This is a genomic window from Salmonella enterica subsp. enterica serovar Typhimurium str. LT2 (genome assembly GCF_000006945.2).
GTDB lineage: Bacteria > Pseudomonadota > Gammaproteobacteria > Enterobacterales > Enterobacteriaceae > Salmonella > Salmonella enterica.
Window position 1 is genome coordinate 2,178,613 of record NC_003197.2, and the last position, 24,376, is coordinate 2,202,988.

21 protein-coding genes and 22 other annotated features are annotated in these 24,376 nt (G+C 53.9%); all 21 genes read right to left on the bottom strand.

Features of this window, described 5'->3' with window-relative positions; translation table 11 throughout:
* Positions 1-341 precede the first annotated feature (341 nt).
* The 21 genes from galF to wza all read right to left on the bottom strand — a co-directional run bounded on the left by galF (position 342) and on the right by wza (position 24,163).
* The gene (gene galF / locus STM2098; RefSeq protein NP_461043.1) for a UDP-glucose pyrophosphorylase occupies positions 342-1,250 on the bottom strand. Within the gene, positions 342-1,235 belong to an annotated coding region; the region does not span the whole gene.
* Positions 1,245-1,250 (bottom strand) — a ribosome-binding site (putative RBS for galF; RegulonDB:STMS1H002244). Its footprint overlaps the gene before it by 6 nt.
* Before the next feature lie 162 nt (positions 1,251-1,412).
* Positions 1,413-2,824 (bottom strand): putative colanic acid biosynthesis protein gene (wcaM, locus tag STM2099; RefSeq protein ID NP_461044.1). Within the gene, positions 1,413-2,816 belong to an annotated coding region; the region does not span the whole gene.
* Positions 2,819-2,824, bottom strand: a ribosome-binding site (putative RBS for wcaM; RegulonDB:STMS1H002245). It overlaps the preceding gene by 6 nt.
* A 2-nt stretch (positions 2,825-2,826) precedes the next feature.
* Positions 2,827-4,055, bottom strand: a protein-coding gene (gene wcaL, locus STM2100; RefSeq protein ID NP_461045.1) for a putative glycosyl transferase. Within the gene, positions 2,827-4,047 belong to an annotated coding region; the region does not span the whole gene.
* The gene (gene wcaK / locus STM2101) for a putative galactokinase (RefSeq protein ID NP_461046.1) occupies positions 4,044-5,334 on the bottom strand. Within the gene, positions 4,044-5,324 belong to an annotated coding region; the region does not span the whole gene. Before wcaK ends, wcaL begins: the two co-directional genes overlap by 12 nt.
* Positions 4,050-4,055, bottom strand: a ribosome-binding site (putative RBS for wcaL; RegulonDB:STMS1H002246). It overlaps the preceding gene by 6 nt.
* Positions 5,329-5,334 (bottom strand) — a ribosome-binding site (putative RBS for wcaK; RegulonDB:STMS1H002247). (Lies within the gene wcaK.)
* An 11-nt stretch (positions 5,335-5,345) precedes the next feature.
* The gene (wzxC, locus tag STM2102; protein NP_461047.1) for a putative export protein occupies positions 5,346-6,836 on the bottom strand. Within the gene, positions 5,346-6,824 belong to an annotated coding region; the region does not span the whole gene.
* Positions 6,831-6,836: a ribosome-binding site (putative RBS for wzxC; RegulonDB:STMS1H002248), on the bottom strand. (Overlaps the previous gene by 6 nt.)
* Before the next feature lie 120 nt (positions 6,837-6,956).
* The gene (gene wcaJ, locus STM2103; RefSeq protein NP_461048.1) for a glucose-1-phosphate transferase occupies positions 6,957-8,362 on the bottom strand. Within the gene, positions 6,957-8,351 belong to an annotated coding region; the region does not span the whole gene.
* Positions 8,357-8,362: a ribosome-binding site (putative RBS for wcaJ; RegulonDB:STMS1H002249), on the bottom strand. (Overlaps the previous gene by 6 nt.)
* A 42-nt stretch (positions 8,363-8,404) precedes the next feature.
* Positions 8,405-9,787 (bottom strand): phosphomannomutase gene (cpsG, locus tag STM2104; protein ID NP_461049.1). Within the gene, positions 8,405-9,775 belong to an annotated coding region; the region does not span the whole gene.
* Positions 9,782-9,787 (bottom strand) — a ribosome-binding site (putative RBS for cpsG; RegulonDB:STMS1H002250). It overlaps the preceding gene by 6 nt.
* Positions 9,788-9,885: 98 nt before the next feature.
* The gene (gene manC / locus STM2105; RefSeq protein NP_461050.3) for a mannose-1-phosphate occupies positions 9,886-11,334 on the bottom strand. Within the gene, positions 9,886-11,328 belong to an annotated coding region; the region does not span the whole gene.
* Positions 11,325-12,559, bottom strand: a protein-coding gene (gene wcaI / locus STM2106; RefSeq protein NP_461051.1) for a putative glycosyl transferase. Within the gene, positions 11,325-12,548 belong to an annotated coding region; the region does not span the whole gene. The genes manC and wcaI overlap by 10 nt, the downstream gene beginning before the upstream one ends.
* Positions 11,329-11,334, bottom strand: a ribosome-binding site (putative RBS for manC; RegulonDB:STMS1H002251). Its footprint overlaps the gene before it by 6 nt.
* Positions 12,554-12,559 (bottom strand) — a ribosome-binding site (putative RBS for wcaI; RegulonDB:STMS1H002252). Its footprint lies within the gene wcaI.
* Positions 12,560-12,749: 190 nt before the next feature.
* Positions 12,750-13,049 carry a GDP-mannose mannosyl hydrolase gene (wcaH, locus tag STM2107; RefSeq protein ID NP_461052.4) on the bottom strand — a complete coding sequence of 100 codons (300 nt, stop codon included), beginning with the start codon at positions 13,047-13,049 and terminating at the stop codon, positions 12,750-12,752.
* Positions 13,021-14,000 (bottom strand): bifunctional GDP fucose synthetase gene (wcaG, locus tag STM2108; RefSeq protein ID NP_461053.1). Within the gene, positions 13,021-13,986 belong to an annotated coding region; the region does not span the whole gene. Before wcaG ends, wcaH begins: the two co-directional genes overlap by 29 nt.
* Positions 13,052-13,057: a ribosome-binding site (putative RBS for wcaH; RegulonDB:STMS1H002253), on the bottom strand. It overlaps the preceding gene by 6 nt.
* Positions 13,989-15,122 (bottom strand): GDP-D-mannose dehydratase gene (gene gmd, locus STM2109; protein ID NP_461054.1). Within the gene, positions 13,989-15,110 belong to an annotated coding region; the region does not span the whole gene. The genes wcaG and gmd overlap by 12 nt, the downstream gene beginning before the upstream one ends.
* Positions 13,995-14,000 (bottom strand) — a ribosome-binding site (putative RBS for wcaG; RegulonDB:STMS1H002254). It overlaps the preceding gene by 6 nt.
* Positions 15,117-15,122: a ribosome-binding site (putative RBS for gmd; RegulonDB:STMS1H002255), on the bottom strand. Its footprint lies within the gene gmd.
* Positions 15,123-15,133: 11 nt before the next feature.
* Positions 15,134-15,700, bottom strand: a protein-coding gene (wcaF, locus tag STM2110) for a putative acyltransferase (protein NP_461055.1). Within the gene, positions 15,134-15,688 belong to an annotated coding region; the region does not span the whole gene.
* Positions 15,695-15,700: a ribosome-binding site (putative RBS for wcaF; RegulonDB:STMS1H002256), on the bottom strand. It overlaps the preceding gene by 6 nt.
* A gap of 3 nt (positions 15,701-15,703) precedes the next feature.
* Positions 15,704-16,458, bottom strand: a protein-coding gene (gene wcaE / locus STM2111) for a putative transferase (protein ID NP_461056.1). Within the gene, positions 15,704-16,450 belong to an annotated coding region; the region does not span the whole gene.
* Positions 16,453-16,458: a ribosome-binding site (putative RBS for wcaE; RegulonDB:STMS1H002257), on the bottom strand. It overlaps the preceding gene by 6 nt.
* Before the next feature lie 4 nt (positions 16,459-16,462).
* The gene (wcaD, locus tag STM2112) for a putative colanic acid polymerase (protein NP_461057.1) occupies positions 16,463-17,684 on the bottom strand. Within the gene, positions 16,463-17,677 belong to an annotated coding region; the region does not span the whole gene.
* Positions 17,652-18,880 (bottom strand): putative glycosyl transferase gene (gene wcaC / locus STM2113; RefSeq protein ID NP_461058.1). Within the gene, positions 17,652-18,869 belong to an annotated coding region; the region does not span the whole gene. The genes wcaD and wcaC overlap by 33 nt, the downstream gene beginning before the upstream one ends.
* Positions 17,679-17,684, bottom strand: a ribosome-binding site (putative RBS for wcaD; RegulonDB:STMS1H002258). (Overlaps the previous gene by 6 nt.)
* The gene (gene wcaB, locus STM2114) for a putative acyl transferase (protein ID NP_461059.1) occupies positions 18,866-19,369 on the bottom strand. Within the gene, positions 18,866-19,354 belong to an annotated coding region; the region does not span the whole gene. Before wcaB ends, wcaC begins: the two co-directional genes overlap by 15 nt.
* Positions 18,875-18,880, bottom strand: a ribosome-binding site (putative RBS for wcaC; RegulonDB:STMS1H002259). Its footprint overlaps the gene before it by 6 nt.
* Positions 19,357-20,212 (bottom strand): putative glycosyl transferase gene (gene wcaA, locus STM2115; RefSeq protein ID NP_461060.1). Within the gene, positions 19,357-20,199 belong to an annotated coding region; the region does not span the whole gene. Before wcaA ends, wcaB begins: the two co-directional genes overlap by 13 nt.
* Positions 19,364-19,369, bottom strand: a ribosome-binding site (putative RBS for wcaB; RegulonDB:STMS1H002260). Its footprint overlaps the gene before it by 6 nt.
* Positions 20,207-20,212, bottom strand: a ribosome-binding site (putative RBS for wcaA; RegulonDB:STMS1H002261). (Lies within the gene wcaA.)
* Positions 20,213-20,285: 73 nt before the next feature.
* Positions 20,286-22,456, bottom strand: a protein-coding gene (gene wzc / locus STM2116; protein NP_461061.1) for a putative tyrosine-protein kinase. Within the gene, positions 20,286-22,445 belong to an annotated coding region; the region does not span the whole gene.
* Positions 22,442-22,903, bottom strand: a protein-coding gene (gene wzb / locus STM2117) for a putative protein-tyrosine-phosphatase (RefSeq protein ID NP_461062.1). Within the gene, positions 22,442-22,891 belong to an annotated coding region; the region does not span the whole gene. Before wzb ends, wzc begins: the two co-directional genes overlap by 15 nt.
* Positions 22,451-22,456 (bottom strand) — a ribosome-binding site (putative RBS for wzc; RegulonDB:STMS1H002262). It overlaps the preceding gene by 6 nt.
* Positions 22,897-24,163 (bottom strand): putative polysaccharide export protein gene (gene wza / locus STM2118; protein NP_461063.1). Within the gene, positions 22,897-24,036 belong to an annotated coding region; the region does not span the whole gene. The genes wzb and wza overlap by 7 nt, the downstream gene beginning before the upstream one ends.
* Positions 22,898-22,903, bottom strand: a ribosome-binding site (putative RBS for wzb; RegulonDB:STMS1H002263). It overlaps the preceding gene by 6 nt.
* Positions 24,136-24,144 (bottom strand) — a -10 signal (putative -10_signal for wza; RegulonDB:STMLTH004524).
* Positions 24,155-24,163 (bottom strand) — a -35 signal (putative -35_signal for wza; RegulonDB:STMLTH004524).
* Positions 24,164-24,376 lie beyond the last annotated feature (213 nt).

The following is a 24,376-nucleotide window of genomic DNA, read 5'->3' on the forward strand; positions in this document are numbered from 1 at the left end:
TAATTTGCCAATAAAAATTAATTGCTCAAGTCGTTACACACGCTACCGCCCCTGGCTCATCAGCTACCAGTGCACTGCGTACATATCGACTTGTTGCAAACCTCGCCCAGCAGGGCAAAGCTCACTAAAACTTAAACGCTAATTGTCTTATTAATTGCATCCGGAAACAAGGATTAATCTTATAAAATCAGCATTAAAATGCTCCAGATAACCCCTTGTTACTTAAGCCCTTTATACAAAACTAAAACGGCAGTCAACACTCGTTTCAGCCAACTTGCCGCTTCGAATGTTCACTGCCGTTATTATGTTTATCACCAACCATTTATCACGGTTGTTAATACTTATTCATGCAAAAGCTGCTCTATGCTCTTACGGAACTTGGCTCCTTCTTTCAGGTTGCGCAGCCCGTACTTCACAAATGCCTGCATGTAGCCCATTTTTTTACCGCAGTCATAGCTGTCACCCGTCATTAGCATCGCGTCAACCGACTGTTTTTTCGCCAGTTCAGCAATGGCATCGGTGAGCTGGATGCGGCCCCAGGCGCCCGGTTCGGTTCTTTCCAGTTCCGCCCAGATGTCGGCTGAAAGCACATAACGGCCTACCGCCATCAAATCGGAATCCAGCGTCTGCGGCTGATCCGGTTTTTCGATAAACTCCACAATCCGGCTGACTTTGCCTTCATTATCCAGAGGTTCTTTCGTCTGGATAACGGAATACTCCGATAAATCACCTTTCATGCGCTTCGCCAGCACCTGGCTGCGACCCGTTTCATTGAAACGCGCCACCATCGCCGCAAGGTTATAGCGCAGCGGATCGGCGGTAGCATCATCGATAATAATATCCGGGAGTACCACAATGAAAGGGTTATCGCCCACGACCGGACGCGCGCACAGAATAGAATGCCCCAGCCCTAACGGCTGCGCCTGGCGAACGTTCATAATCGTCACGCCCGGTGGGCAGATAGATTGCACTTCCGCCAAAAGCTGACGCTTAACGCGCTGCTCAAGAAGTGATTCAAGTTCATAAGAGGTGTCGAAGTGGTTCTCAACGGCGTTTTTAGACGCGTGAGTCACCAGCACGATTTCTTTGATCCCTGCAGCCACAATCTCATCGACAATGTACTGAATCATTGGCTTGTCGACGATCGGTAGCATCTCTTTTGGGATTGCCTTGGTGGCAGGCAACATATGCATACCCAAACCCGCTACCGGTATAACTGCTTTCAAATTCATCATTGTTTCTTCCACCTGTAAAATGGTTGCTGAATTATAGCTCTTTAGCTTGTTTTCGCCAGCATGAATTACTCTGCTGCCAGGGATAATGATGGCACGCTCTACATTACGTCTTAGTCGGCACCATAACATTAAGTATGAACAACTTTTTCCCAGGAATTTTCGTAAAAATAGCGGTACTTACCCTCCCCGCTTCGGCAGCGAAAAATTCACTGCTTCGACATTCACGGTTTGGTGATTAATCCTGTCGATATCCACGGAACTCTGCCCGTTTTCATTGATGGCATGAACATTAGCGAGGGAAAGCAGCGTGTCCTGGCGGGCCATAAATTGACCACGTACATCTTTACGCAAATCGAAATGCATTTTTAACGCCGGGCCAATCGCTGAAGTTTGCATCACGTTGATATTGCGCAGAAAGAGGTGCTGCGGTTGATTATGCAGTTCCAGCGTAGCACGCGTCATCCGTACATTGGTGATGGCGACAAAAGAGGGGGTGTTGCCGGAGGAAATTTGAATGCCGCGTAATTTATAAGCAACCTGGCGATTATCCAACCGAATAGCGTTTAATTTAAAGTTTTGCGGAATTGACAGGTATTTTCCTTTAACGACGCCATAGCCGATGAGCATCCCGGCACTATTCGTCATATCAATATTATCAATGACGAAATTATCACAGCCATAAATTGCGATCGTTGCGTTATCAATACCCGCATTTTTACTGAAACCGGGCGTGATGTTTTTGGCTTTGACATTGCGAATGACGAAATGTTTGCCATTTTCTACGTGCACAAGCTGTCGGCAATCAGATCCGGTAATATTGGCCACCACAAAGTTTTTTACTGCCTGGTCTTCAGGATAACTGTTGTCATAGGTGCTACCCGCCAGCCCGATGCCGATCCCCCAGTTGATTTTGCCATTGGTACAATTAATGCGTTCGATGACATGATCGGAAATCAGGATGTCGCGGTCGTGAATCGCGACATTCCACTCAATGGCGTCCCCCTGTAAATCGCTAAAGCGGCTATGCGTAATCCGCGCGCCATCCATTTGGTTATGAAATCCCTGGCGGAGAATGGCGTAGTTGGCGTGGGTAACGGTGATGTCATCGATAATGAGATTACGCATCACCTGCGGTTCCTTACCACCGATGAAAATTTGCGCGACGGGGCCAAAGCCGCTCATCGCCACGCCTTTAATCACACAGTCCGACCCGCGAACATCCAGCGTCACATTGTGCAGACTGCCGCCCTGCTCCCCCACCACCTGACACCCGTCCTGCAAAATAAACCGTCCCCGGCCATTCCCACGCACCGCGCCCTGTACCCGCAGCGTTTTTCCCGCCGGAATCGTTATCGCCGCATTGATATTTTCACACACCCATCCTGGCGGTACGACCACGGTCTGTCCGTCGGCGAAGGCCTGTTTGAACGAGGCGATACCGTCATCCGCCGGATAATCCTTAATATCGACGGTCTCGCGAGGTTCACGCGCCTGTACCGGCAAGGCGCGCAGAAAAGGAAGAACAGCAAGCGCAGAACCTGCCGTCAGGAGGGTACGTCGGGAGAATTTAGTCGCGGGCATACCACCTCGTTTATATCGTTTGTAGCAGGCTGGCTAACTGGCGATTAATCGCCTGCTGATTAAAATCTTGCGCCACTTTTTCACGGGCGCGCGTGATCACCGACTCCAGCGTGTCGTGGTCAATCCGGCTGAACTCAGCGAGTCGGGCCGCCAGCGCCTGCGCATCGTTTTCCGGCACCAGCCAGCCGGATTTGCCGGCCTCCACCAGTTCCGGAATACCGCTATGCACGGTAGATACCACGGGAATCCCTACCGCCATCGCCTCCATCAGCGCTACCGGAATACCTTCCATATCGCCATCCGTACCGGTAATCGACGGCAGCAAAAAAACATCGGCGTCATCCAGCATCGCCTTCACTTCATGGCTCGGTTTAAACCCCGGCATCTCAATGACATCCTCTAGCTGATACTGCTCGATGAGCGTGCGCAGCCGACGTTCCCACGGGCCAATCCCCAGAATGCGGTAGCGAAACGCCACGCCCTGTGCTTTCAGTTGCCGACAGGCTTCAATCGCCACATGCAGGCCTTTTTTTTCTGTCAGGCGCGCGACGGAAATCATCTCCAGCGGCATCCCTGGCGCTTTCACCGAACGATGGGTAAAACGCGTCATGTCGACGCCCATGCGCGAAACGGCAATCTTTTCCGGCGGACAGCCCATACTTTTCAGGCGACCGGCCCACAGATCGCTGATGGGCAGCATCAGATCGCCACGACGAAACAACTGCTGATACTCCGGCGTGTAATGACTGAGCACCTCACGACTAGAGATATCAATCCCGTGGAAAATAGTCGCGATTTTGCCGCGAAGCACGCCCAGTTCGCGTAGTTTGGCCGCCGTCACGCCCGCCGGACCAAAGTGTGCGATAAACACATCCGCCACAAAAGGCTGGCTCACCTGCGCGCAAATCGCGGAAAGGATCAAATTGCGTGATTCATCGCCATAGCGGGTAAAATTGAGCGCTTTCCAGGTCGCCGCCCGATGCAGCCCCGGCAGCGTTTTACATGCCCGGTAGCGCAGTTTCGCCAGCCGTCCCTGGGGCTCATCCTGTAACCAGCGGGTTTTCGCCGCCAGGCCATACTTCTCCCAGGCGGCGTGAGTATGTTGGGTATCGCCTTTTTGTAACGCGACAATCTCCACCTCATGGCCCATATCAATAAACGCAGTAATCTGATTCAGCACAAAGGTTTCCGATGAGAGTGGAAATTTCAGCAGAAAAAAGCTGACTTTCATTGCGCCTCCCGAATTCTGTCGAGAACAGATTTGATCATCGTGAACCCTTTCGCCCGCTCCTCGGTGACGGCGTTAGCCACTTTTGCCTTTAGCGCAGGCAATTGATTGAGCGTATCGGCCACCACGCTTTGTAATGAACCGTTCAGCAAGTGACGGATATCGATGGCCAATTCCGCCAGGCCTAGCTGCTGCATAATCCCGGCGGATTTATGTTCATAATTAATGGCGATGGCGGGTGTGCCAAAATTCATGGAGATAATGGCGGAATGCAGGCGCGTCCCGATGGTCAGTACGCAGGAGGCGAGGATCTTTCCGATTTCCACGTCATTGAGTTCGTCCATCGCGATATGGAAATTCTCTGAGTCGTTTACATACTTCGCCATCCGTAACGCAACCATCCGGTCATCGCGGTTATAGCGATCGATACTGGTGCAGGTTGACAGCGCCAGTACCTGATAACCGTCCGCAATCAGGCGATTCACGACCTGGGCAAATGCCTGCTCATAGGCCTGCTGAGTGGTGCCCAGGCGTTTATCAAACGGCTCCAGATCGCGCAACGTAATCGCGACGGTTTTGCGGCGCGCGGTGACGTCCAGCCAGTGCTGCACAGCATAACTGGCAACAAACTCGTCGTGACGGCGTTCGACTAACCAGGCGGTATCCACCCCCTGCTCCACTTTCCGGGTATCGATCTGCGCGGCGGTCATCAGATCGCGGCTGACGGTTTCACGCAGGATCAGCGCACTGGTGCGCCCAAAAACATAATTGGCGAGCTGGTTAAAGTCAGGATTCTGGAAAGGGCCGACGCTATGTCCCACCATATAAATTGGTTTGTTCGCCATAAACGCGCACAGCGGATATTCAAAGTGAGTCAAACCGTATAAGTCGACATAGTTTGAACCGCCCACCTGAATGACGGCGTCATACTGCGCAATAAATTGCGCGAATTCGGCAAATTCCGGCGCGATAGCAAAATTACGCAGCGATCCTTCCTGGGCGACTTTAGACAATAAAATTTTATGCTGAAAACGACGGCGTAATACTTTTTTCACCCGACCGTTAAGCCCTGCCGCCGCCTGCTGTTTCTGGCTTAACTGATACAGCGGGTCGGCAATAATCGGGCGCCCCTGCAACCAGGCGGAACTCACCGGGAAACGGCTCATCACATCCATCTCCGCCTCTGGCGCCTGTTGACGGATGGCATCAAGCAAACCGCGCATAATGGCGCTATCACCACGGTTGCCGCATGTGTGGTTGCCTAAAATTAATAATTTCATAAATAGCCTCTTATATCCCCGTCATCCGACACGTAATAACTTTTTCATTTTTGCACTGCCAACAAGCTGATTTTTAATTTCCATCACCAGCGCATTGCGTGAAAAAATAATCATTAAAATAAAACTCAAAATACCGACCATAACCTGTAGCGCGAATACCCCCGACAACGGTAAATAACCGTCGACCAGCTTTCCTGCGCCGTAGCTGGTAATAAATGTTGGCAATGAGAGATAAAACGGTAGCCACAGGCTGAGAATATACTGACGATAGCTGGAGCCGAGTACCGGCTTAATCATCACGAAATAGCTCAGAATGGTGTTGATGATTTGCACCACCAGGAACCCCAGCGTCACGCCAATCGCCCCCGCCAGATGGCCGCCAATGAGAATTGCCGGGATAAACAGAAACGTTTTAAAGACGTTGAACTTAAAGCTGATATCCACGCGCGCTTTCGCCATCAGCAGCGAACCAATCGGGTTGCCGACCGAGCGCAACAGCCCCACCACGCACAGCAATTGCAGGATCGGGATAATGCTGTTCCACTTCTCGCCAAACACTAACGGCACAAAATTGTTCGCCACTACCATCAGGCCCAACAGCGCGGGAAAATTGATAATTCCCACCACGGAAAGCAACTTATAGAAGTTGACGCGCAGCTTCTCGGTATCGTCCTGGATTTTGGCGAATGCCGGAAATAGCACGCGAGTAATGATGGGGTTAAGCTTCGCCGGCGGCACAACAGCCACGTTGTACGCGAGGTTATATCCCCCGGCGACGCTTGCGCCGAGAATTCTCGCCAGTACCAGCGTCGATAAATTCGTGTTGATGTAATTGACGATACTGTCCGCCGTCAGCCACGCGCCAAAACGCAGGTTCGTGGACACCGATGCCAGCGAAAAATGCAGCCCCGGACGGTAAATCTTGCGGCCAAAGTAACCAAACAGCAGCGTTCGCACCGCGCTGTTCACCAGATAGCCGAGAATCGCGGTTAGCGCCAGCGGCCAGTAATGGGCGCTAATCACCGTAAAGGTGAACCCCGCCAGCACGGAGGTCGTTTCGATCATGCCGATCTTATTGAACTCCAGCTCTTTTTGCATCAGAGCGCGGAACTGCTGCCCGTGAGGGATCACGATAAACGCCAGCGACAACGTTTTGATTAACGGCGCGAGATCCGGGTTATGCAAAACATGGGCAATCGCATCGCTCAGCCAAAAGACCACCGCAAATACCACAATCCCAAGCCCAACGTTTAGCCAGTAAAGCGTGGTCAGCTCCAGATGCCCAATCGTTTTACGCTGGATAATCGAGTTCGCGATGCCAAAGTCCGAGATCGTGTCGGCCAGCGCGATAATCACCAGCGAGACGGTCAACAGGCCAAACTGGTGGTTGTCGATGATCCGCGCCAGCACCGTCATCTGAATTAACCCCAGACCGATAATCACTATCGTGGCGATAGCCGACCATTTAGCGCCGCTGATCGTTTTTTGTCGTAAACTCATTCTTTTCTCCAGAACCTGTTCACAAGGCATCATTGGCGCAGCCAGATTGAATACGGACAGCGCGGAAAAACCGGAGCGTACACGCTGCCCTGGTGCAATATGGCAAGTAAAATAGCCTTGTGGGTCAGGTTCTTAATACGCCGCTTTATTAACAAACCCTTTAAAAATCGTCAGAAAAACGATTTTGATATCGAACCAAATACTCCATTCGCGGATGTATTCCAGGTCGAATTCCACGCGTTTTTCCATTTTCTCCAGCGTATCGGTCTCACCGCGCCAGCCATTAATTTGCGCCCAGCCGGTGATGCCCGGCTTCATCTTGTGGCGTAGCATGTAACCTTCAATCAACTGACGATACTGTTCGTTGTGCGCCACCGCGTGAGGACGAGGACCGACGATGGACATCCCGCCAGTTAATACGTTGATAAACTGCGGCAATTCATCCAGTGAGGTACGACGCAAAAAGTTACCTACCCGGGTGACGCGCGGATCGTTTTGCGTCGCCTGGGTAACGACCTTATCGTTCTCCATCACCTTCATTGAGCGGAACTTCCAGACTTTGATCGGCTTGCCGTCCATCCCGTAGCGCGTCTGACGGAAAATCACCGGCCCGGGCGAGCTCAATTTGACCGCCAGCGCAATGCAGCACAGTACCGGTGAGATGAGCAGCAGAATCAGCGACGCCAGCACGATATCTTCTGCCCGTTTAAGCAGACGGTTAATCCCTGATAGCGGCGTGTCATATAGCGGAACGACCGGAACGCCGCTCATCTCCTCCACGCGCGAGTGGAGAATATTAAAGGTGAACACATCGGGAATAAGGATCACCGAGCAGGTGGTGTCGGCCAGCTCGCGCACCAGTTTTTTCACCATGGCGCCGTCGCTCATCGACATGGCGATATAAACATTGTGAATTCGCGAGGCTTTCGCATCGTCAATTAACTGCTCGAAGTTCCCGGCCCAGTCAGCAGAGACGCCGCCCGGTTTGGGATCGTGATAGACGCCCACCACCTCAAAACCCAGCCACGGCTCATTACGGAAGCTATCCAGCAACGCCTGGCCCGCAGGCAAATCTCCGGCGACGGCGACCCGGCGAGTGTTATAACCACGATTGCGTAGCCAGCCCGCGCCGAAACGAATAAATGAACGGCATAACACTAAGCCCAGGCTGGACAACGCATACCAGGCCAGCCAGGTGGCGAGGCGGTTGTCAAAGTCATCATTAAACGCCACCAGACCGGCGCTGAAGATCAGGCTCAGCGTCCAGTTTTGCAGTAACAGCGTTAACTCTGTCGACATTTTGACGCCGCGCCAGGAGCGATAAAAATCGGTTATCCCGCCCAGCATTTGAAAAACAACCAGCGTAATCAGCGCCACCAACAGGTGCATGTACAGGAATGGCAGTCCACTGACTTCACAGATGAACCACAGCCCGCCAAACATGATGGTGATATCTGAAAAGCGTTGCACCATAGAGATTAACGATGCATTGGTTTTGGCTCGTTCGCGCTTTTTTAGATTTGTCATCGTTGTTCCTGTGATTGGCCCCTTACCCGCAGGCGGTAAGGGGAGATCTGACGTTACTGATTCAGCAGCGCCAGCAGAGTGCGTGTTCGCGCTTCCATCAGCGGAATATCGCCGCGTGATTCCACATTCAGGCGCACCACCGGTTCGGTGTTTGACGAGCGCAGGTTGAAACGCCAGTCGGCGAACGACATGCTGAGGCCGTCCGTGCGGTCCACTGCCTGCGCCTCTTCCGCAAAGTGCGCTTCCACCCGCGCAATGGCCGCCGCCGGCTCCGCCAGTCTGCTGTTGATTTCCCCGCTCGCCGGGAACGCCGCCATCCGGTCGCGAACCAGCTCACCCAGCGACTGTCTCTTCAGGCACACCAGCTCCGCCACCAGCAGCCACGGGATCATCCCGCTGTCGCAGTAGGCAAAATCACGAAAATAGTGATGCGCGCTCATTTCCCCGCCATAAATGGCATCCTCCGTACGCATCCGCTCCTTGATAAAGGCGTGCCCGGTTTTTGACATCACCGGCGTCCCGCCCGCCGCCGTCACCACTGCCTCCGTGTTCCAGGTCAGGCGCGGGTCGTGGATAATCTTCGCCCCCGGGTGTTTTTCCAGAAATGCTTCCGCCAGCAGCCCGACGATGTAGTACCCCTCGATAAACTGCCCTTTCTCATCGAACAGGAAGCAGCGGTCGAAGTCGCCGTCAAAGGCGATACCCATGTCCGCCCCGTGTTCAATAACGGCCTTGCGGGTGTCGTCGCGACACTCCGGCAGCAACGGGTTGGGAATGCCGTTCGGGAAGGTGCCGTCCGGGGTGTTGTGGATTTTGATGAACTCCACCGGCGCGCCCAGCGCCTTCAGGCGCGCTTCGATGGCGTCAATGACCGGCCCCGCCGCCCCATTGCCGGCGTTAAACACCAGCTTCAGCGGGGTGAGATTGTTAACACTGATATAGCCGAGCAGGTGGTCGATGTAGGCGTCGCGCAGGCTGATTTGTCTGTAGCTGCCGCGCGCGGCCTCGTTCACCGGCGGGAAGTCGCCCGCTTCCGCCAGACGCTGAACGTCGCGCAGACCGGTGTCGCCGCTTATCGGGCGGGCGCCCTCGCGCACCAGCTTCATACCGTTGTAGTCCATCGGATTATGGCTGGCGGTCACTTCAATACCGCCGTCCACGCCAAGGTGGAAGGTGGCGAAGTAAATCTCTTCGGTGCCGGACATACCGATATCCAGCACGTCGACGCCCGCGTCCTGTAACCCTTTCGCCAGCGCCAGCTTCAGCGCCTCGCTGGTCAGGCGCACGTCGCCGCCCAGCACGACGGTTTTCGGTTTTAAATATTCGCCGTAAGCGCGGCCAATCCGCCACGCGATATCTTCATTGAGCTCTTCGCCCAGCCTGCCGCGAATGTCGTAGGCCTTGAAACAGGTTAATTTTGTCATGTGCTTCCCCTTCTTCAGGCAACAGTTAGCCCTGACCGTAAATGGCCAGCATCGTTATTGTTATTCATTGCCGGATGGCGCGTTGCGCTTACCGGGCATAATTGCAGGCGTCAGACCCGCCCGTAACGATCCTCGAACCGCACCACGTCGTCCTCTTCGAGATACGAGCCGGAACGCACTTCAATTAAATCGAGCGGTATTTTTCCCGGATTTTCCAGGCAGTGGGTCGCCCCCAGCGGAATATAGATGGACTCGTTTTCACCGAGCAGCTTAACCTCGCCGTTGATGGTGACTCTGGCGGTCCCCGCCACCACCACCCAGTGCTCGGCGCGGTGATGGTGCATCTGCACCGACAGTCCTTCCCCCGGCTTGACGGTAATACGCTTCACCTGATAGCGCTCGCCCGCGTCGATGGAGTCGTATTTGCCCCACGGGCGGTAAACCTCGCGGTGCATGTGGTGCTCATGGCGTCCGTCGGCCTTGATCTTCTCCACCACCTTTTTCACGTCCTGCACCGCGTGGCGATCGGCAATCAGCACGGCGTCTTTGGTCTGCACCACCACCAGATCCTTCACGCCGACGGTGGTCACCAGGCCGGATTCGGCGTAAACGTAGCTGTTTTCCGTTTTATGGCTGATGACGTCGCCGTGGTGGACGTTTCCCTCCGGGGTGTGGGCGCTGATTTCCCACAGCGAGGACCACGAGCCGACATCGCTCCAGCCCGCATCCATCGGCATCACCACCGCGTCCGCCGTTCGCTCCATCACCGCGTAGTCAATGGACTCTTCCGGACAGGCGAGGAAGGCCTCTTCATCCACACGAATGAAGTCAAGATCCGGATCGACGCCGCGCATCGCCTGTTCACAGGCGGCCAGAATATCGGGGCGGAACTTTTTCAGCTCTTCCAGATAGCGTCCGGCGCGGAACAGAAACATGCCGCTGTTCCAGTAGTAATCGCCGCTGGCGACGTAGGCCTGAGCGGTTTCCAGCCCCGGCTTCTCAACGAACTGCGCCACCTCAAAAGCCACCGCATCCGTCGCGCCCGGCACGACATCACCGCGCCGGATATAGCCATAGCCGGTTTCCGGCAGATCCGGCACGATACCGAAGGTCACCAGTTTGCCCGCGTCGGCATAGGGCATGGCGCCGCGCACCGCGTCGCGGAAGGCCTCTTCATTGGCGATTGCATGATCCGCCGCCAGTACCAGCATCAGCGGATCGCAGTCCGTATGCTGGCGCGTCGCCGCCAGCGCCGCCAGCGCAATCGCCGGCGCGGTATTGCGCCCGGCGGGCTCAAGAATAATGTTCTCCGTCAGCTTATTGAGCTGGCGGAGCTGTTCGGCAACGATAAAACGGTGCTGTTCGTTACAGATCACCAGCGGGCTTTCGCACTCCACGCCGTTCAGACGGCAAATGGTGGTTTGCAGCATGGTGAGATCGCCTTTCAGGCACAGAAACTGTTTTGGATAAAGCACGCGAGAAAGCGGCCACAATCGGCTACCGGAGCCACCGGCCATCACAACCGGGTAAAGTTTTGTCTGACGCATTATCATCCCCGAATATCTGCAATAAATTGGCGTAGCACGTTCTCTTTATTGAGCGTGCGTTCGGCGTATTCACGTGCCGTCGTGTTGTTTTTCGGCATGGCGAGCGCCTGGCTAATCCCGTTGACCAGCGCGTCGGTCGACTCCGGTTCCACGCAAACGGCGATGCCCGGATAGCGCGCGCAAAGTTGTCCTAATTCGGTGTGCGGCTCAGCGGTAATCACCGCATTACCGCCGACCGCCAGAATGTTAGTCAGCTTGGAGGGCAGTACCGCATCCGCCGCGCCGCGCTTTTGCACCACCAGATGGCAGTCGCCCATTTTCAGCAGCGCGGGTAAGGCGTCGTAAGGCTGCAGCGGGAGGAATTTAATATTTGCCAGGCCGCGTTCGCGGGCCATGTTCTCCAGCCGCGCCTTGCCGCCCCCCTGGCCGACAATCGCAAAAATCAACGGTCGATCGCGTAATCGTTCCGCGGCGTCAATTACCTTTTCCAGCCCTTGCTTTTCGCCGATATTGCCGGAATAGAGCACAATTTTTTTGCCCTCTGGCAAGCCAAGCTGCTGACGCAAAGCCGTCACGTCAGCGTCATTAACGTCCTGAAAGCGCGCCACTTCCGACCAGTTCGGAAAAAAGAGGATTTTTTCCGCCGCGACGCCCTTTTCCCGCGCTTTATTCATCATGGAGCGAGAGATGGTCGAAACATTATCAACGTTACGCAGCGCGCTGCGTTCAAAGGCCGTCGCTAACCGCGCTACGCTGCCGCGCTTGCCTTTTCCCGCCATTCCTAAGCCGAGCATGGCGTCCACTTCGTAATCCTGAATATGCAGTACGGTACGCGCGCCGGAGAGTGTCGCCAGCAGACGCATTCCCGGCGTACAAAAGAGCGTCGGTACAACGCCGATAATCCGATCCGGCTTCCAGCGACGCTGCGCCATCAGTGGGAAAAAACTGCTCAATGCAAAGCTCCCCAGATGAAGCAGTCGTTTTAAGGTGGAGGGCTGTTTCGGCACATACAGCGGGCAGCGCCAGACGGTAGCCTCGCCCTCTTCCCGGCGATAGCGCCAGGCGGAATAGCGCTCACCGACCTTCCACTGCGGGTAGTACGGCGGCGCAGTAATGACCCGCACCTCATGGCCTTCCTGCGCCATCCACGCCACCATTTCGCCGGTATATTTGCCGATACCGGTCAGTTCCGGCGAATAGTTAATGCCATAGACCAGGATCTTCATAGGCCCACCGCCGGCGCGTCAGGAGAGAAGTAGGCCCGACTGTTCTCATGAACATTGTCGCTTGCCAGAAGCTGTTCCGGCGTCAGCCAGCGGTAACTGCCATGCTGGGCATCAGGCAGGCGTAAATCGCTCTCCGCCACGCGCAGACGAAAGCCGAGCACGATGTAGTGAGTTGAAAAATCCTCACCGGAAAAGTTGTCGTCATAGAAGTGCTGCCAGACGCCATAAAACGTCCCTGCCGCCAGCGGCAGACGCACGCCCAGTTCCGCCTGCGTCAGGCGTGCAAAGGCGGCCTCCAGCGTTTCGTCTTTGCACACCCGCCCCCCCGGCACAAACCAGTAGCCCTGCGCCGGACGGTTGAGACGCTGGCCCAGTAAAATTTCCCCCTGGCCGTTTTCCACGATGAAATCGAGGGAGATGAGGGGCGTGGCCCGCACCACGGCGGCGAAATCTTCCTGACGTAAAAACATTGTCACCCCCGGAACCGTTGCTGATTCTCAAGGAACCACTGGTAAGTACCGGCAAGCCCTGCCTCCAGTGAAATTTCGTGATACCAGCCAAGCTGATGCAGGCGCGTGACGTCGAGCAATTTACGCGGCGTGCCGTCCGGCTTCGCGGCATCGAACACCACCCGGCCCTGGTAACCCACCACCTTTGCGATGGTCTGCGCCAGCTCGCGGATGGTGCAGTCCACGCCAGTGCCGACGTTAATGTGCGACAGCATCGGGGCAGTGTTCTCCTGCCACACTTCGCGCGCCAGCTCCATCACGTGAATACTGGCCGCCGCCATATCGTCAACGTGCAGAAATTCACGCATCGGCGTGCCGCTGCCCCACACCACCACCTCCGGCGCGTGGCTCTGCGCAGCCTCATGAAAGCGACGCAGCAGCGCCGGGATCACATGTGAATTGTCCGGGTGGAAATTATCATGCGGGCCGTACAGGTTGGTTGGCATCACCGAACGGTAGTCGCGACCGTACTGCCGGTTGTAGGACTCGCACAGTTTAATCCCGGCGATCTTGGCGATGGCGTACGGCTCGTTGGTCGGCTCCAGCGTCCCCTGCAGCAGCTCGCTTTCCGCCATCGGCTGCCTTGCCAGTTTCGGATAGATACAGGACGAACCGAGAAACAGCAGTTTGTTCACGTTGTGCAGGTGCGCGGCGTGAATAATGTTGCTCTCTATCATCATGTTTTCATAAATAAAATCCGCCGGATACGTGTTGTTGGCGACAATGCCGCCCACTTTCGCCGCCGCCAGATAAACCTGGTCGATACCCGCCCCGGCAAAGAACGCCTGTACCGCGCGCCCGTCGAGCAGATCCAGCTCATCGCGGGTGCGCAGTACCAGTTCCACGTCGCCGCGCTGCGCAAGCTGCCGTACAATGGCGGAGCCCACCATTCCGCGATGGCCCGCCACAAAAATTCGTTGCTTATTCATTCTCAGGACTCCAGCGCGATGGCCACCTCATAACCGTGAGATTTCAACAGTGAGTGTTTTTTCGCGGCCTCCAGATCGTTCGCCACCATCTCGGAGACCATCTCCGACAGGGTGATTTCCGGTTTCCAGCCCAGTTTCTCATGCGCTTTGGACGGGTCGCCCAGCAGGGTTTCCACTTCCGCCGGACGGAAATAACGCGGATCAACGGCCACAATCACATCCCCCGGTTTCACGCCCGGCGCATCGTGTCCGGTAACGGATACCACGATCCCTTTCTCATTAATGCCTTCGCCTTCAAAGCGCAGTTTTATCCCCAGTTGCGCCGCTGCCAGCTCCACAAACTGGCGTACGGAATACTGCACGCCGGTGGCAATCACGAAATCTTCCGGCTGCTCCTGCTGTAACATCATCCACTGCATCCGCACGTAATCTTTCGCATGACCCCAGTCGCGCAGCGAGTCCATGTTGCCGAGATACAGGCAGGACTCTAGTCCCTGGGCGATATTGGCGATGGCGCGGGTGATCTTACGGGTGACGAAGGTTTCGCCGCGACGCGGGGACTCGTGGTTAAACAGAATGCCGTTACAGGCGTAAATACCGTAGGATTCACGGTAGTTAACGGTGATCCAGTAGGCGTACAGTTTCGCCACCGCATAGGGGGAACGCGGGTAGAACGGCGTGGTCTCTTTCTGCGGGATCTCCTGCACCAGCCCGTACAGTTCAGAGGTGGAGGCCTGGTAGAACCGCGTTTTCTTTTCAAGACCGAGGAAGCGGATCGCCTCCAGCAGGCGCAGCGTGCCCATCGCATCCACATCGGCGGTATATTCCGGCGACTCAAACGACACCGCCACATGGCTCATCGCGCCCAGGTTGTAGACCTCATCCGGCTGCACTTCCTGTAAAATGCGGGTCAGGTTGGAGGCGTCGGTCAGGTCGCCATAATGCAGATGAAATTTCGGGTTGCAGCTGTGCGGGTCCTGATAAATATGGTCCACGCGCTCGGTATTAAACGATGACGCGCGGCGCTTGATACCATGCACCTCATACCCTTTTTCCAGCAGAAATTCTGCCAGGTAAGACCCATCCTGTCCGGTTACGCCAGTAATGAGAGCGACTTTTGACATTTTCATTTCCTCAAATAGTCCCGTTAGGGAGTAACTTTCTGAACGCGCTGGCGCGTTACCACTGCGGGATTGCCCCGACAAATCGCATTTGCCGGTAATGATTTAAATACGCTGCTGCGCGCGCCGACGACGGTGCCATGACCTATCGTCACGCCGGGCGCGACAAAAACATCGGTCGCCAGCCAACATTTTTCGCCAATAACAATCGGCGCGGCATTAATATCGAAATGGGCGCTGGTATAATCATGGCTACCGGTACACAAATACCCTTTTTGTGAAATAACCGCATGTGCGCCAATATTAATTTCACCCAACGTATATAACACAGCGTCGTCGCCTACCCAGGCATAATCGCCGACGGTTAATTTCCACGGATAGGTAATTTTTACTGACGGTCGAATAACCACATTCTTTCCAATTTTGGCGCCAAACAGACGCAGCAAAAAGGCTCGCCAGCGATACAATATTTGCGGCGACCCGGCGAATAATGTCGCCTGTACCGCCCACCATAATTGTACTTTTAGCGCATTAGCGCCGCGGAACCCCTTCGGCACCGTAAAGCCGCTAAGATCCTGCATAATAACTCCCGGTGATTAGACTTTGTTATACCGCGCTTTTGTTTTACCCGTCGTTTTCAGACGTAATAAATAGGATAATTGCGCCCAAAATCCTGGCACACGTAATATTTTTCGCTGTACGTTTTTTGCATCCTGACATAATTCCAGATTATTCGAGGTTGACACGCCGCCCATTGAAAATTCAGATACCAGTCCGTTAATTCGCCGAAAAGGATAGCCTGCTTTATAGAGACGGGCCGCCAGCGCATAATCTGAAGAGACATGATATTGCAGATCATAAGGATACTTTTTTAACGCTGCCGTCGGGAAAAATATCGCCTGATGGCTGGCTGGCAAACTATGGTAGATATAATACCCGGGTTTAGCCTTCCGGCGTATTTTATGCCCGCCGCCAAAATCCAGCAGCGCGTCGCCAATATACATCGCCTCGCCCTTTTGTCGCGCCAGTTGGCGGACAAACAGCGCGGCATCATCATGGAACGCATCACCGGAATTAAGAAACAGGGTATAGCGCCCCTGCGCCAAGGCAATGCCTTTGTTCATGGCATCATAAATACCGCGATCCTTTTCACTGATAAAACGCAGGTTAAACTCACCGTGACGTTTTCGCAGAAATTCGCGCGTGCCGTCCTCCGAACCGCCATCCACTACGATCCATTCAAATGACAGACCCGGATCGCGCGCCAGATTGCGCAGCGAGCGCCAGGTTTTTACCACCCCTTCGTAATTGCGAAAGGCGACGGTAACGACGCTTAAAAACATGCAACCACCCCGTTATGAAATTTTTAACGCCTTGCGCAAAATGAACGGACAGACGATTAAAAAAGCATATTCCGGGCTAAATATTGAACCGGTAAAAAACAGCGACACCGGCGTAAAAAGATAGAGCTGCACCCGAAAATTGCGATTATCGCCAAACGCATTTAGCGCCATTTTTAAAACTTTCCCCATATACCACAGCGTCATTAGCACTGCGAACCAGGAAAAATAAATAATCAGTAGATACAATCCATTGTCTATGGTTTTCCCGACATCCGCACCGTTAAAGATTCCGAATGATGCAACATATTCATAAAGTGAGCCAAATCTGACTACACCATCAATATGGGTCAAGGAATATCCGACCATGACTAAGGGGCCCACAATACGATAATAAGAAGATGAGCCTTCCGTCCCTAAATCGCCAAGTCGTGTCGCGATATAAGGAAATGCAATAATTACCCCAACCAAAAACAGGGTTAATGAGACCAGCGCCAGTGGAAGTTTTTTCTTTATCGCATCCTTATTCAAATATTGGAACGCCCACTCCAGAAGGTAAAACAGGATAAAGGTCATTACCCCTGAAAATGATCCTGATAATATTATCCCTGCCAGAATCATAGCATCGCTTTTCGGTGTTTTGATACCAAACTGTTTGATGCTCAGCCAAATTGAGATTAGTGCCAAAGCGAAAAATGCCGGTTCAAAATAAAGCGCAGTGGTACGCTTACCGCCAAATTTTATGAAGTTCAGTACGTAGCTATTACTGTAAATGAGATATTTCGAAATTCCTTCCATAATACTGCTGCCGCCGGTAAGGATAATTTGCGCCATCTCCACCGCGGCGAGCGCGACCACCATACCCACCACCAGATAAAAAAAACGCAAAATCTTTCGGTGGTTATGCGCGGAAATGGTTTTGAATCGGATACTCCAGACCATCCCGATAATGACCACAATATAGACAAACAGCATCGTGGACGTGACATATTTACCGGCATTCAGCGACTGGCCGAACAGGAAGTTAAATGCCGTAAGCCCCGCGCCGATGCCTAAGGCGATCATCAATTTTTTTACGCTAATGCGTTCCACAAATAACAGCAGCAACAGCGGTAAAAAAGTGACGATGGTAATGGGAAAGCTTTCCCCCAGTTGGGCAATCTTGACATTGACCAGTAGGTAGATCAGCGGCAGCAGCAGATAGCTACAGATTCTGATAGAACGAGACATACTCCTCCAGCATCTGTTGACCGCTGTACGCGACGCGGCTACGCATACGAAAGGCGTCCAGCGTGGCGCCAAATACCGCCTGAGCAATCTCTGGCTTACGCCGCTGCGCCAGGCGCAGTACATCTGTAGCGGCAAAAGTCTGGCCGCCGGATTTCGCCAGCACCTCCTGCGCCGCCTCGCTGTGGGTGGCGATTACCGGTACGCCGATCGAGAGCGCTTCACACAAGATCAGCGGATAGTTATCGACCCGCGAGCTAAAGACCAGCGCATCCATCTCATTGAGCGCGCTCATTAATTTGCGCTTATCGGTTTCAAAACCGTGATTAACAACGTTTTGGCCGGTAAAAGGCGAAAATTTACCGAAGGTATGCAGTTCAATTTTTTCGCCCAGCGCCATCATGTCGTGTACCAGACGCTGGTCAGTTTTGCCGTCATAACGCAAGTCATGCGCCACAATGGCAATTCGCGGTTTTCCCGGATTCAGCGGCACAGGTGATAGCTGCGCGAGAATCGCCTCGGTCGCCAGATCGATACCGTTGTTAATAATCTGGCAGCGCCCCGCGCCATAAACGCTGTTAAAGGCCTCGGCCACGTGCTGGCTCGGCGAAATAAACCGGCAGCCCAGCCGCAGCATGTCCCGAAAGCGCTGACGTTTGCCGTCAATAAGCTGGTGCGCCCGATCCACCCTAACCGGCGGATAATTGCTTAGGGTCGGGCATTTTTGGCAGCCGCTTTTCCAGCCCTCGCAACCGTCGGTGAAGGCGCAACGCCCGGTGACGCTCCAGTGATCGTGCAACGTCCAGACCAGCGTGACGTCTGGTTTTTGCGCTTTGACTTTTTCGCAAAACGTCACGATGTCCGCCAGGTTTAGCCAGTAACTGTGGAGAACATGAAAATGCAGCACCAGCGGGCCGGATGTCTGGATAACCGTGCGGTAAAGATTGTCGAGATTGCCAAACAGATCGCGATTCAGGAAACGAAACAGCGCGATATTAGCGATTGCCGTGCCGCGCGGCGTCTGTTTTATCACCTGCGGATAACGGTGGTGGCTGACGCTTTTTTTTCCGCCTTTGCCATAACCATAAACAAAATGCGACGTCAGCCCTTTTTGCAGCGCCCGCAGATGGAGATCCAACGCCACTCCCGCCGCGCCGCCTTCCGCCAGCCGTACATTAAATTGCAGAATATTCATGTGCTGACCTTCACCCGTGCTTTTTCTCCCACCACCAGCGCATGATCCGGAATACTGTCAAGCACCACGCTACCCGCGCCAATCGTGACGTGATTACCGATAGTAATATCGCCAAGCAGGATGACATTCGCCCCCAGCTCAACGCCGTTACCAATCACCGGACAAGCCAGGCTGTCCGCGCCGCGATTGCCAATGGTGACGCCGTGGCGAATGGTAAAATCGTCGCCGGCGACGACATGTTTGTTGATCACTACCGCGTAACCATGATGGATAGTGAACCGCCGACCAATGGTCGCGGCGGCCTGGATTTCATACCCGAACAGGCATTCCGTGATCACGCGATACAGCACCAGCACCGGCGCGGCCCACAGATTATTCAGCACATTCTTTTTGCGCCAGACGGAACAAAAATGAGCGATACGGTAGGCCAGCACCATGCAACAGGGGCGTAAGCTCCAGCTATTCGCGCGTAAGTCTTCCAGCATCGTTATCGCCCCCGCAGCCCGGCCGCCAGACGTTTGCTATTACGCACGGAGAGCAACGTCAGCAACGTGCGCCAGGTCATTCGCTTATTGCGAATTTGGTACAGGGTAAAAAGCTGGTATTTTTTACTGGCGCGATCGAATTTATCTTTGTGCTTACGATAAAAATGGAAATAGCCGGAGAACTTTTTCGGCGAAGAGGTAATCTGCATCTCGCCGTGGTTGATATGTAAAATTTGCGTCGCCTCTTCGACTTTCCACGGTTCGCCATACTCCACCACCATGCGCAGAAAAATGTCGTAGTCCTGCGCCGCCTTGAGTTCGGTATCGAACAAACACGCTTTAAAACGCCAGGCCCAGGTAAAAACCTGATTGCCAATAATATTGCGCTTGTAGAATAAGCGGCGCGAATAAGGGGATTTCGGATACAGCGGCAGGCTGGCAGGCTGAGAGTAGACCTCGCCCTCGCACACATAGTCGTTGGCATACAAAAAGGCGTGCGTAGTCAACTGGTGTTTATGGGCCAGAAACACGCTCAGACGGTTTGGCGTCCATTCATCGTCATCATCAATACCGGTAATGTAGTGCCCTTGCGCCTGCATAATGGCCTGGTTGCGAACCGCGCAGGCGCCGGTATTCCTGGCGTTATGGGTATAACGGACGCGCGGGTCGTTCAGCTCCTCAACAAATTGTTGTAGCTGCTGATAAGATGAAGAGCAATCATCCACGATGATCATCTCCCAGTGACGGTAGTCCTGACGTAGTACTGATTTAATCGCCCGGATAGCCAACTGCTGCCTGTTCCAGGTTGGCATATAAATTGAGATCAGCGGATTGTCTGTTGTCATGCTTATTCCCCAGATAGTTTTGCCGCATGGCGCTACGCTTGTCCGGCCTACAGTCTCAGGCCGCGCCATCCGGCACGCCTTATTTTTTATTTGGAATCTGACTGGTATTCATACTCGTAATAGCCATAATCCTGGTAGCCCGTCGCCCGGCGGAAAATGGAGTTGAGAATGACGCCTTTGACCTGAATGCCATTCTGGTCAAAACGGCTCAGACTGGTTTCCACCTCTTTTAAGGTGTTGACGGCATAACGCGCCACCATCAGCGTCGTCCCGGCGTGGCGACCCACAATCGCGGCGTCCGTCACGGCCAGAATCGGCGGCGTGTCGATTAATACCAGATCGTAGCGGCTGCTTGCCCAGGCGATCAGCTCGCCGAAGCGCTCGCTCATCAGCAGTTCCGATGGATTAGGCGGCACCTGACCGCGCGGAATAAGATCAAAATTAGCGATCGCCGTGGGTTTCGCGCAGGAGGCTATCTCGCCTTTGCCCGCCAGAATGTCAGATAAGCCGTCCACGTTATTGGTGCCGAGCAGTTCATGGGTGTAGCCCTTACGCATATCGCAGTCGATCAGTAATACCCGTTTATGCGTCTGGCTGATGACGGCCGCCAGGTTGGCGCAAACAAAGGTTTTGCCGATAGAGGGACTGACGCCTGTGAGCATGAGTACATTATTTTGCGCCTGCATCATGGCGAAATGCAGGCTGGTGCGCAGGCTGCGAATCGCCTCAATCGCCAGATCGGTCGGATTGCCCACCGCCAGCAGTTGGCTCTGCTTGTAACGCTTAATTCCTTTAATGGTTTTGACGCTATCGCGCGCTTTTTGCCATTCCGACAGCGGAATACTGGCATAGACGCTGATCCCGTGCTCCTCCAGCGCCTGCGGGCTTTCGATACCGCGATTAAACAGCGAGCGCAGCAGCACGCCGACAATCGATAACATTAATCCCAGAATAATGCTGCCGAGAATAATCAACGCCTTTTTCGGCTTCAGCACGCCCGGCTGGGTAATCGCCGGGTCAACGATGCGCACGTCGCCAACGGTGCTGGCTTCGGTGATTTTCAGCTCCTGCTGTTTATTAAGCAGTTGCATATAGACCTGCTGGCCGGACTCCACATCGCGGGTCAAACGCACAATCTCCTGCTGGGTTTTCGGCATTGCCGTCACCCGCCCGTTCAGTTTGGCTTTTTCATCTTCCAGCGCTTTACGTTTTTCCAGCAGGGTGCGGTAAGCCGGATGCGCTTTGGTAAAGAGCTTGGAAATTTCCGCCTCTTTAAACGTCAACTCATTCAACTGGGCGTCGATATTAACCATCGAATCGAGCACCGCCTTCGCCTCCAGCGGTAAATCCACCGAGTCTTTATCCTGGCGGAAAGCGTTTAGCTTGTTTTCCGCCACATCCAGACGGCTGCGGACTTCCGGCAGTTGTTTTGCCAGAAACGCCAGGCTCTTCCCCGCCTCTTCAGATTTCCGCGCAATATCCTGTTGCAGATAGTTACGGGTAATACTGTTGAGAATTTCGCGGATCTGGTCGCGATCCTCTCCCGTGAACGTCAGGCTCAGAACGCCGGTATCTTTGCCGGTTTCCGTTACGGTGAGGTTATTTTGCAGGTTATTAATCATGCCAAGCGTTGAGAATTTACTCACCGTAAATTCTGTATCAGGACGGGCGTCAATCGCCTCTACCCGCATCGTCACGCCGTCTTTATTGAGTGGCTGGCCCACAACGCCCTGCGCGCTAAATCCGCCGTCGCTAACCAACTGATAACGTTTGTCGCCCAGCACTTTGAGGGTGAAGATCTGTCCGCTCATCGTCTCTGGTCGGGTGAATGTCGTGACTTTCACCATTTCATTGTGACGTCCCATCAGCCGTTCCCACCCGGCGCCGAACAGCGGAAAGGTGTTTTTGGTGACGGCAATATCCAGATCCAGATCGTCAACGGTCTTCCCCAGCACCAGGCGCGATCGAATGAGCTGAATTTCCGCATCGGAAGCCGGCGGCTTATTCGCTAATGCGCTATTGATATCCTGTACCAGCGAATTACCGGCGTTTTGTTCAATCTGTACCAGCGCATCGGCGCTATAGATGGGCGTGGCGAAGAACGTATAAATTACCGCGCACAGCGCAAATATGGCCGTCGTCCCCAACACCCACCAACGCGCTTCAATCACCGTTCCGACCAGGCGCCCGATATCGATTTCATCGCTACCCGTAACCGCCGCAGATTGTTTTGCTTTTTCTGTCATGGTTTTCCCTGCTCTGCATTCAGTGCCTGCGCCCACTGGCGGGCAGACCTTTCCAGTAATGTGTACACCGCCTCAAACGCATCGCGGCTTTTGCGATACGGGTCCGGTATTTCACGCTCGCTGTCCCAGTGACCAAACAGCATTACCTTGCCGCGCATTTCCGGCGCAATGTCGCACAGGGCGGCGATGTGACGTTTCTCCATCGTCAGAATCAGGTCATATTCCCGGCACAGACGCGCGGAAATTTGCCTTGCGCAGTGATTTTCCAAAGACAGATCGTGGGCGCTCGCCACGCTCGCCGCCGCAGGATCGGCGCCTTTGCCGACCAGTGCGCCTAATCCTGCGGACGCAACCGTCAGCGAGGGATGAAAGCGTTTTAGCAAACGTTCCGCCGTCGGGGAACGGCAAACATTCCCCACACAGACCACTAAGATTTTGTTAAACATAACGATTACCAGGAATGAATGTCGCTGGCCGTATCCGTCATATAACGGACACCGCTAATGGTTGGCAGCAACTGATTGATCAGACGGTTCCAGCGAGCAACCGGCGCGGTCGTGACGTACACCACATCGTAAGGCTGAAGTCGGAATTCCGTCGCCATCACCAATGACGTGGCGTCAGACATATCAAGCTGGTAGATATTGGCGATCTTGCCGCCGCGTCCCCCCTCGCCTTTCAACGGACGAATCACAAAAATGCCGCTGGCGTTGGAGGTGGTCAGATCAATGCCTTCCGCATTGCCTAATGCTTCGGTGAGCGTCATGCCGCTGAAATCCATTTTGAGGGTGCTCTGTTTTTTCACTTCGCCCATGACAAAGACTTTCAGATCGTCATTGCGCGGCACATACAGAATGTCGCCAGGGTAGAGCAAGCGGTTCTGGCTAAGATCGCCATTTTGCATCAGCGCCTGTAGCGAAATGCGCTGTTCTTTGCCGTTGTGCGTCAACACGACGTTGCGCCAGTCCGCCATATCGGTCAGGCCGCCCGCAGCGTTAATCGCATCCAGGACGGTTAGCGGTACGTTAGTAATAGCCTGCTGACCGGATTTATTCACCTGGCCGGAGATGTACGCTTTTTGCGAGCGGAAAGCGGCGATATTGACATCCACCTGCGGGTCCGCAATGTACTTCGCTAAACGCCCGGTAATATCGCTACGAATCTCTGACAAAGTTTTACCGACGACGCTAACCTTGCCAATGTAGGGATAAAACATGGTGCCGTCCGGCTGTACCCAGTTGCCGGTATCGCTTGAGCTACGGTACTGGCCTGCTGGCGTGGTCAATTCCGGGTGATCCCAGACGGTGACATTCAGCACATCGCCAGGCCCGACGCGATACTGATAGCTGGCGATCTCCTGGTCCAGCGACATATTCGGTTGCGCGACATTGGGCCGCGGGCGTAATTGCTCAACCAACCGTGGCGTCAGCGGATACACATTGACCATCCGGTCGAGATCAAAGTCAGCGTCTTGCTGTTTGATCACATCTTTCCCCATCGTAGACATATTGCTGCCCGGAAGTACTGTGCAACCACTTATCAAGCTGAGCGACGCCAATAATGGCATCAATTTCATTTTGGATTTCATCATTGATTATTTATCACTTTGGCAGAGTCATTATCCTGTGCAATTTAAATAGCGGCTTCGTCCGTGCACATTTACCTTGCAGTTAATAGCAGAGAAAATTAACTGGCATCATTCTGAAAAAAAATCAATTCATCCGCAGGCTATTGACAGAATAATAAAGGCTTATATTCAGGCTTTCAGGCACGCTACCGCCCCTGGCTTCTTAGCTACCAATACACTGATTATTCTAAATTTTCGCATTCCCCTCAGATTTTATCCTCGTTCAGATAAAAATCTTCAGCGAAATAAAGGTTACGTATTAATAGTTTTCTCGATGTCGTGACAGGATATTTAAGCGCGCTAT

Bases quoted from the DNA above. Each gene is read 5' to 3' on its own strand.
- galF (NP_461043.1), bottom strand. From the start codon at position 1,235: ATGATGAATTTGAAAGCAGTTATACCGGTAGCGGGTTTGGGTATGCAT.
- wcaM (NP_461044.1), bottom strand. From the start codon at position 2,816: ATGCCCGCGACTAAATTCTCCCGACGTACCCTCCTGACGGCAGGTTCT.
- wcaL (NP_461045.1), bottom strand. From the start codon at position 4,047: ATGAAAGTCAGCTTTTTTCTGCTGAAATTTCCACTCTCATCGGAAACC.
- wcaK (NP_461046.1), bottom strand. From the start codon at position 5,324: ATGAAATTATTAATTTTAGGCAACCACACATGCGGCAACCGTGGTGAT.
- wzxC (NP_461047.1), bottom strand. From the start codon at position 6,824: ATGAGTTTACGACAAAAAACGATCAGCGGCGCTAAATGGTCGGCTATC.
- wcaJ (NP_461048.1), bottom strand. From the start codon at position 8,351: ATGACAAATCTAAAAAAGCGCGAACGAGCCAAAACCAATGCATCGTTA.
- cpsG (NP_461049.1), bottom strand. From the start codon at position 9,775: ATGACAAAATTAACCTGTTTCAAGGCCTACGACATTCGCGGCAGGCTG.
- manC (NP_461050.3), bottom strand. From the start codon at position 11,328: ATGATAATGCGTCAGACAAAACTTTACCCGGTTGTGATGGCCGGTGGC.
- wcaI (NP_461051.1), bottom strand. From the start codon at position 12,548: ATGAAGATCCTGGTCTATGGCATTAACTATTCGCCGGAACTGACCGGT.
- wcaG (NP_461053.1), bottom strand. From the start codon at position 13,986: ATGAATAAGCAACGAATTTTTGTGGCGGGCCATCGCGGAATGGTGGGC.
- gmd (NP_461054.1), bottom strand. From the start codon at position 15,110: ATGTCAAAAGTCGCTCTCATTACTGGCGTAACCGGACAGGATGGGTCT.
- wcaF (NP_461055.1), bottom strand. From the start codon at position 15,688: ATGCAGGATCTTAGCGGCTTTACGGTGCCGAAGGGGTTCCGCGGCGCT.
- wcaE (NP_461056.1), bottom strand. From the start codon at position 16,450: ATGTTTTTAAGCGTCGTTACCGTCGCCTTTCGCAATTACGAAGGGGTG.
- wcaD (NP_461057.1), bottom strand. From the start codon at position 17,677: ATGTCTCGTTCTATCAGAATCTGTAGCTATCTGCTGCTGCCGCTGATC.
- wcaC (NP_461058.1), bottom strand. From the start codon at position 18,869: ATGAATATTCTGCAATTTAATGTACGGCTGGCGGAAGGCGGCGCGGCG.
- wcaB (NP_461059.1), bottom strand. From the start codon at position 19,354: ATGCTGGAAGACTTACGCGCGAATAGCTGGAGCTTACGCCCCTGTTGC.
- wcaA (NP_461060.1), bottom strand. From the start codon at position 20,199: ATGACAACAGACAATCCGCTGATCTCAATTTATATGCCAACCTGGAAC.
- wzc (NP_461061.1), bottom strand. From the start codon at position 22,445: ATGACAGAAAAAGCAAAACAATCTGCGGCGGTTACGGGTAGCGATGAA.
- wzb (NP_461062.1), bottom strand. From the start codon at position 22,891: ATGTTTAACAAAATCTTAGTGGTCTGTGTGGGGAATGTTTGCCGTTCC.
- wza (NP_461063.1), bottom strand. From the start codon at position 24,036: ATGATGAAATCCAAAATGAAATTGATGCCATTATTGGCGTCGCTCAGC.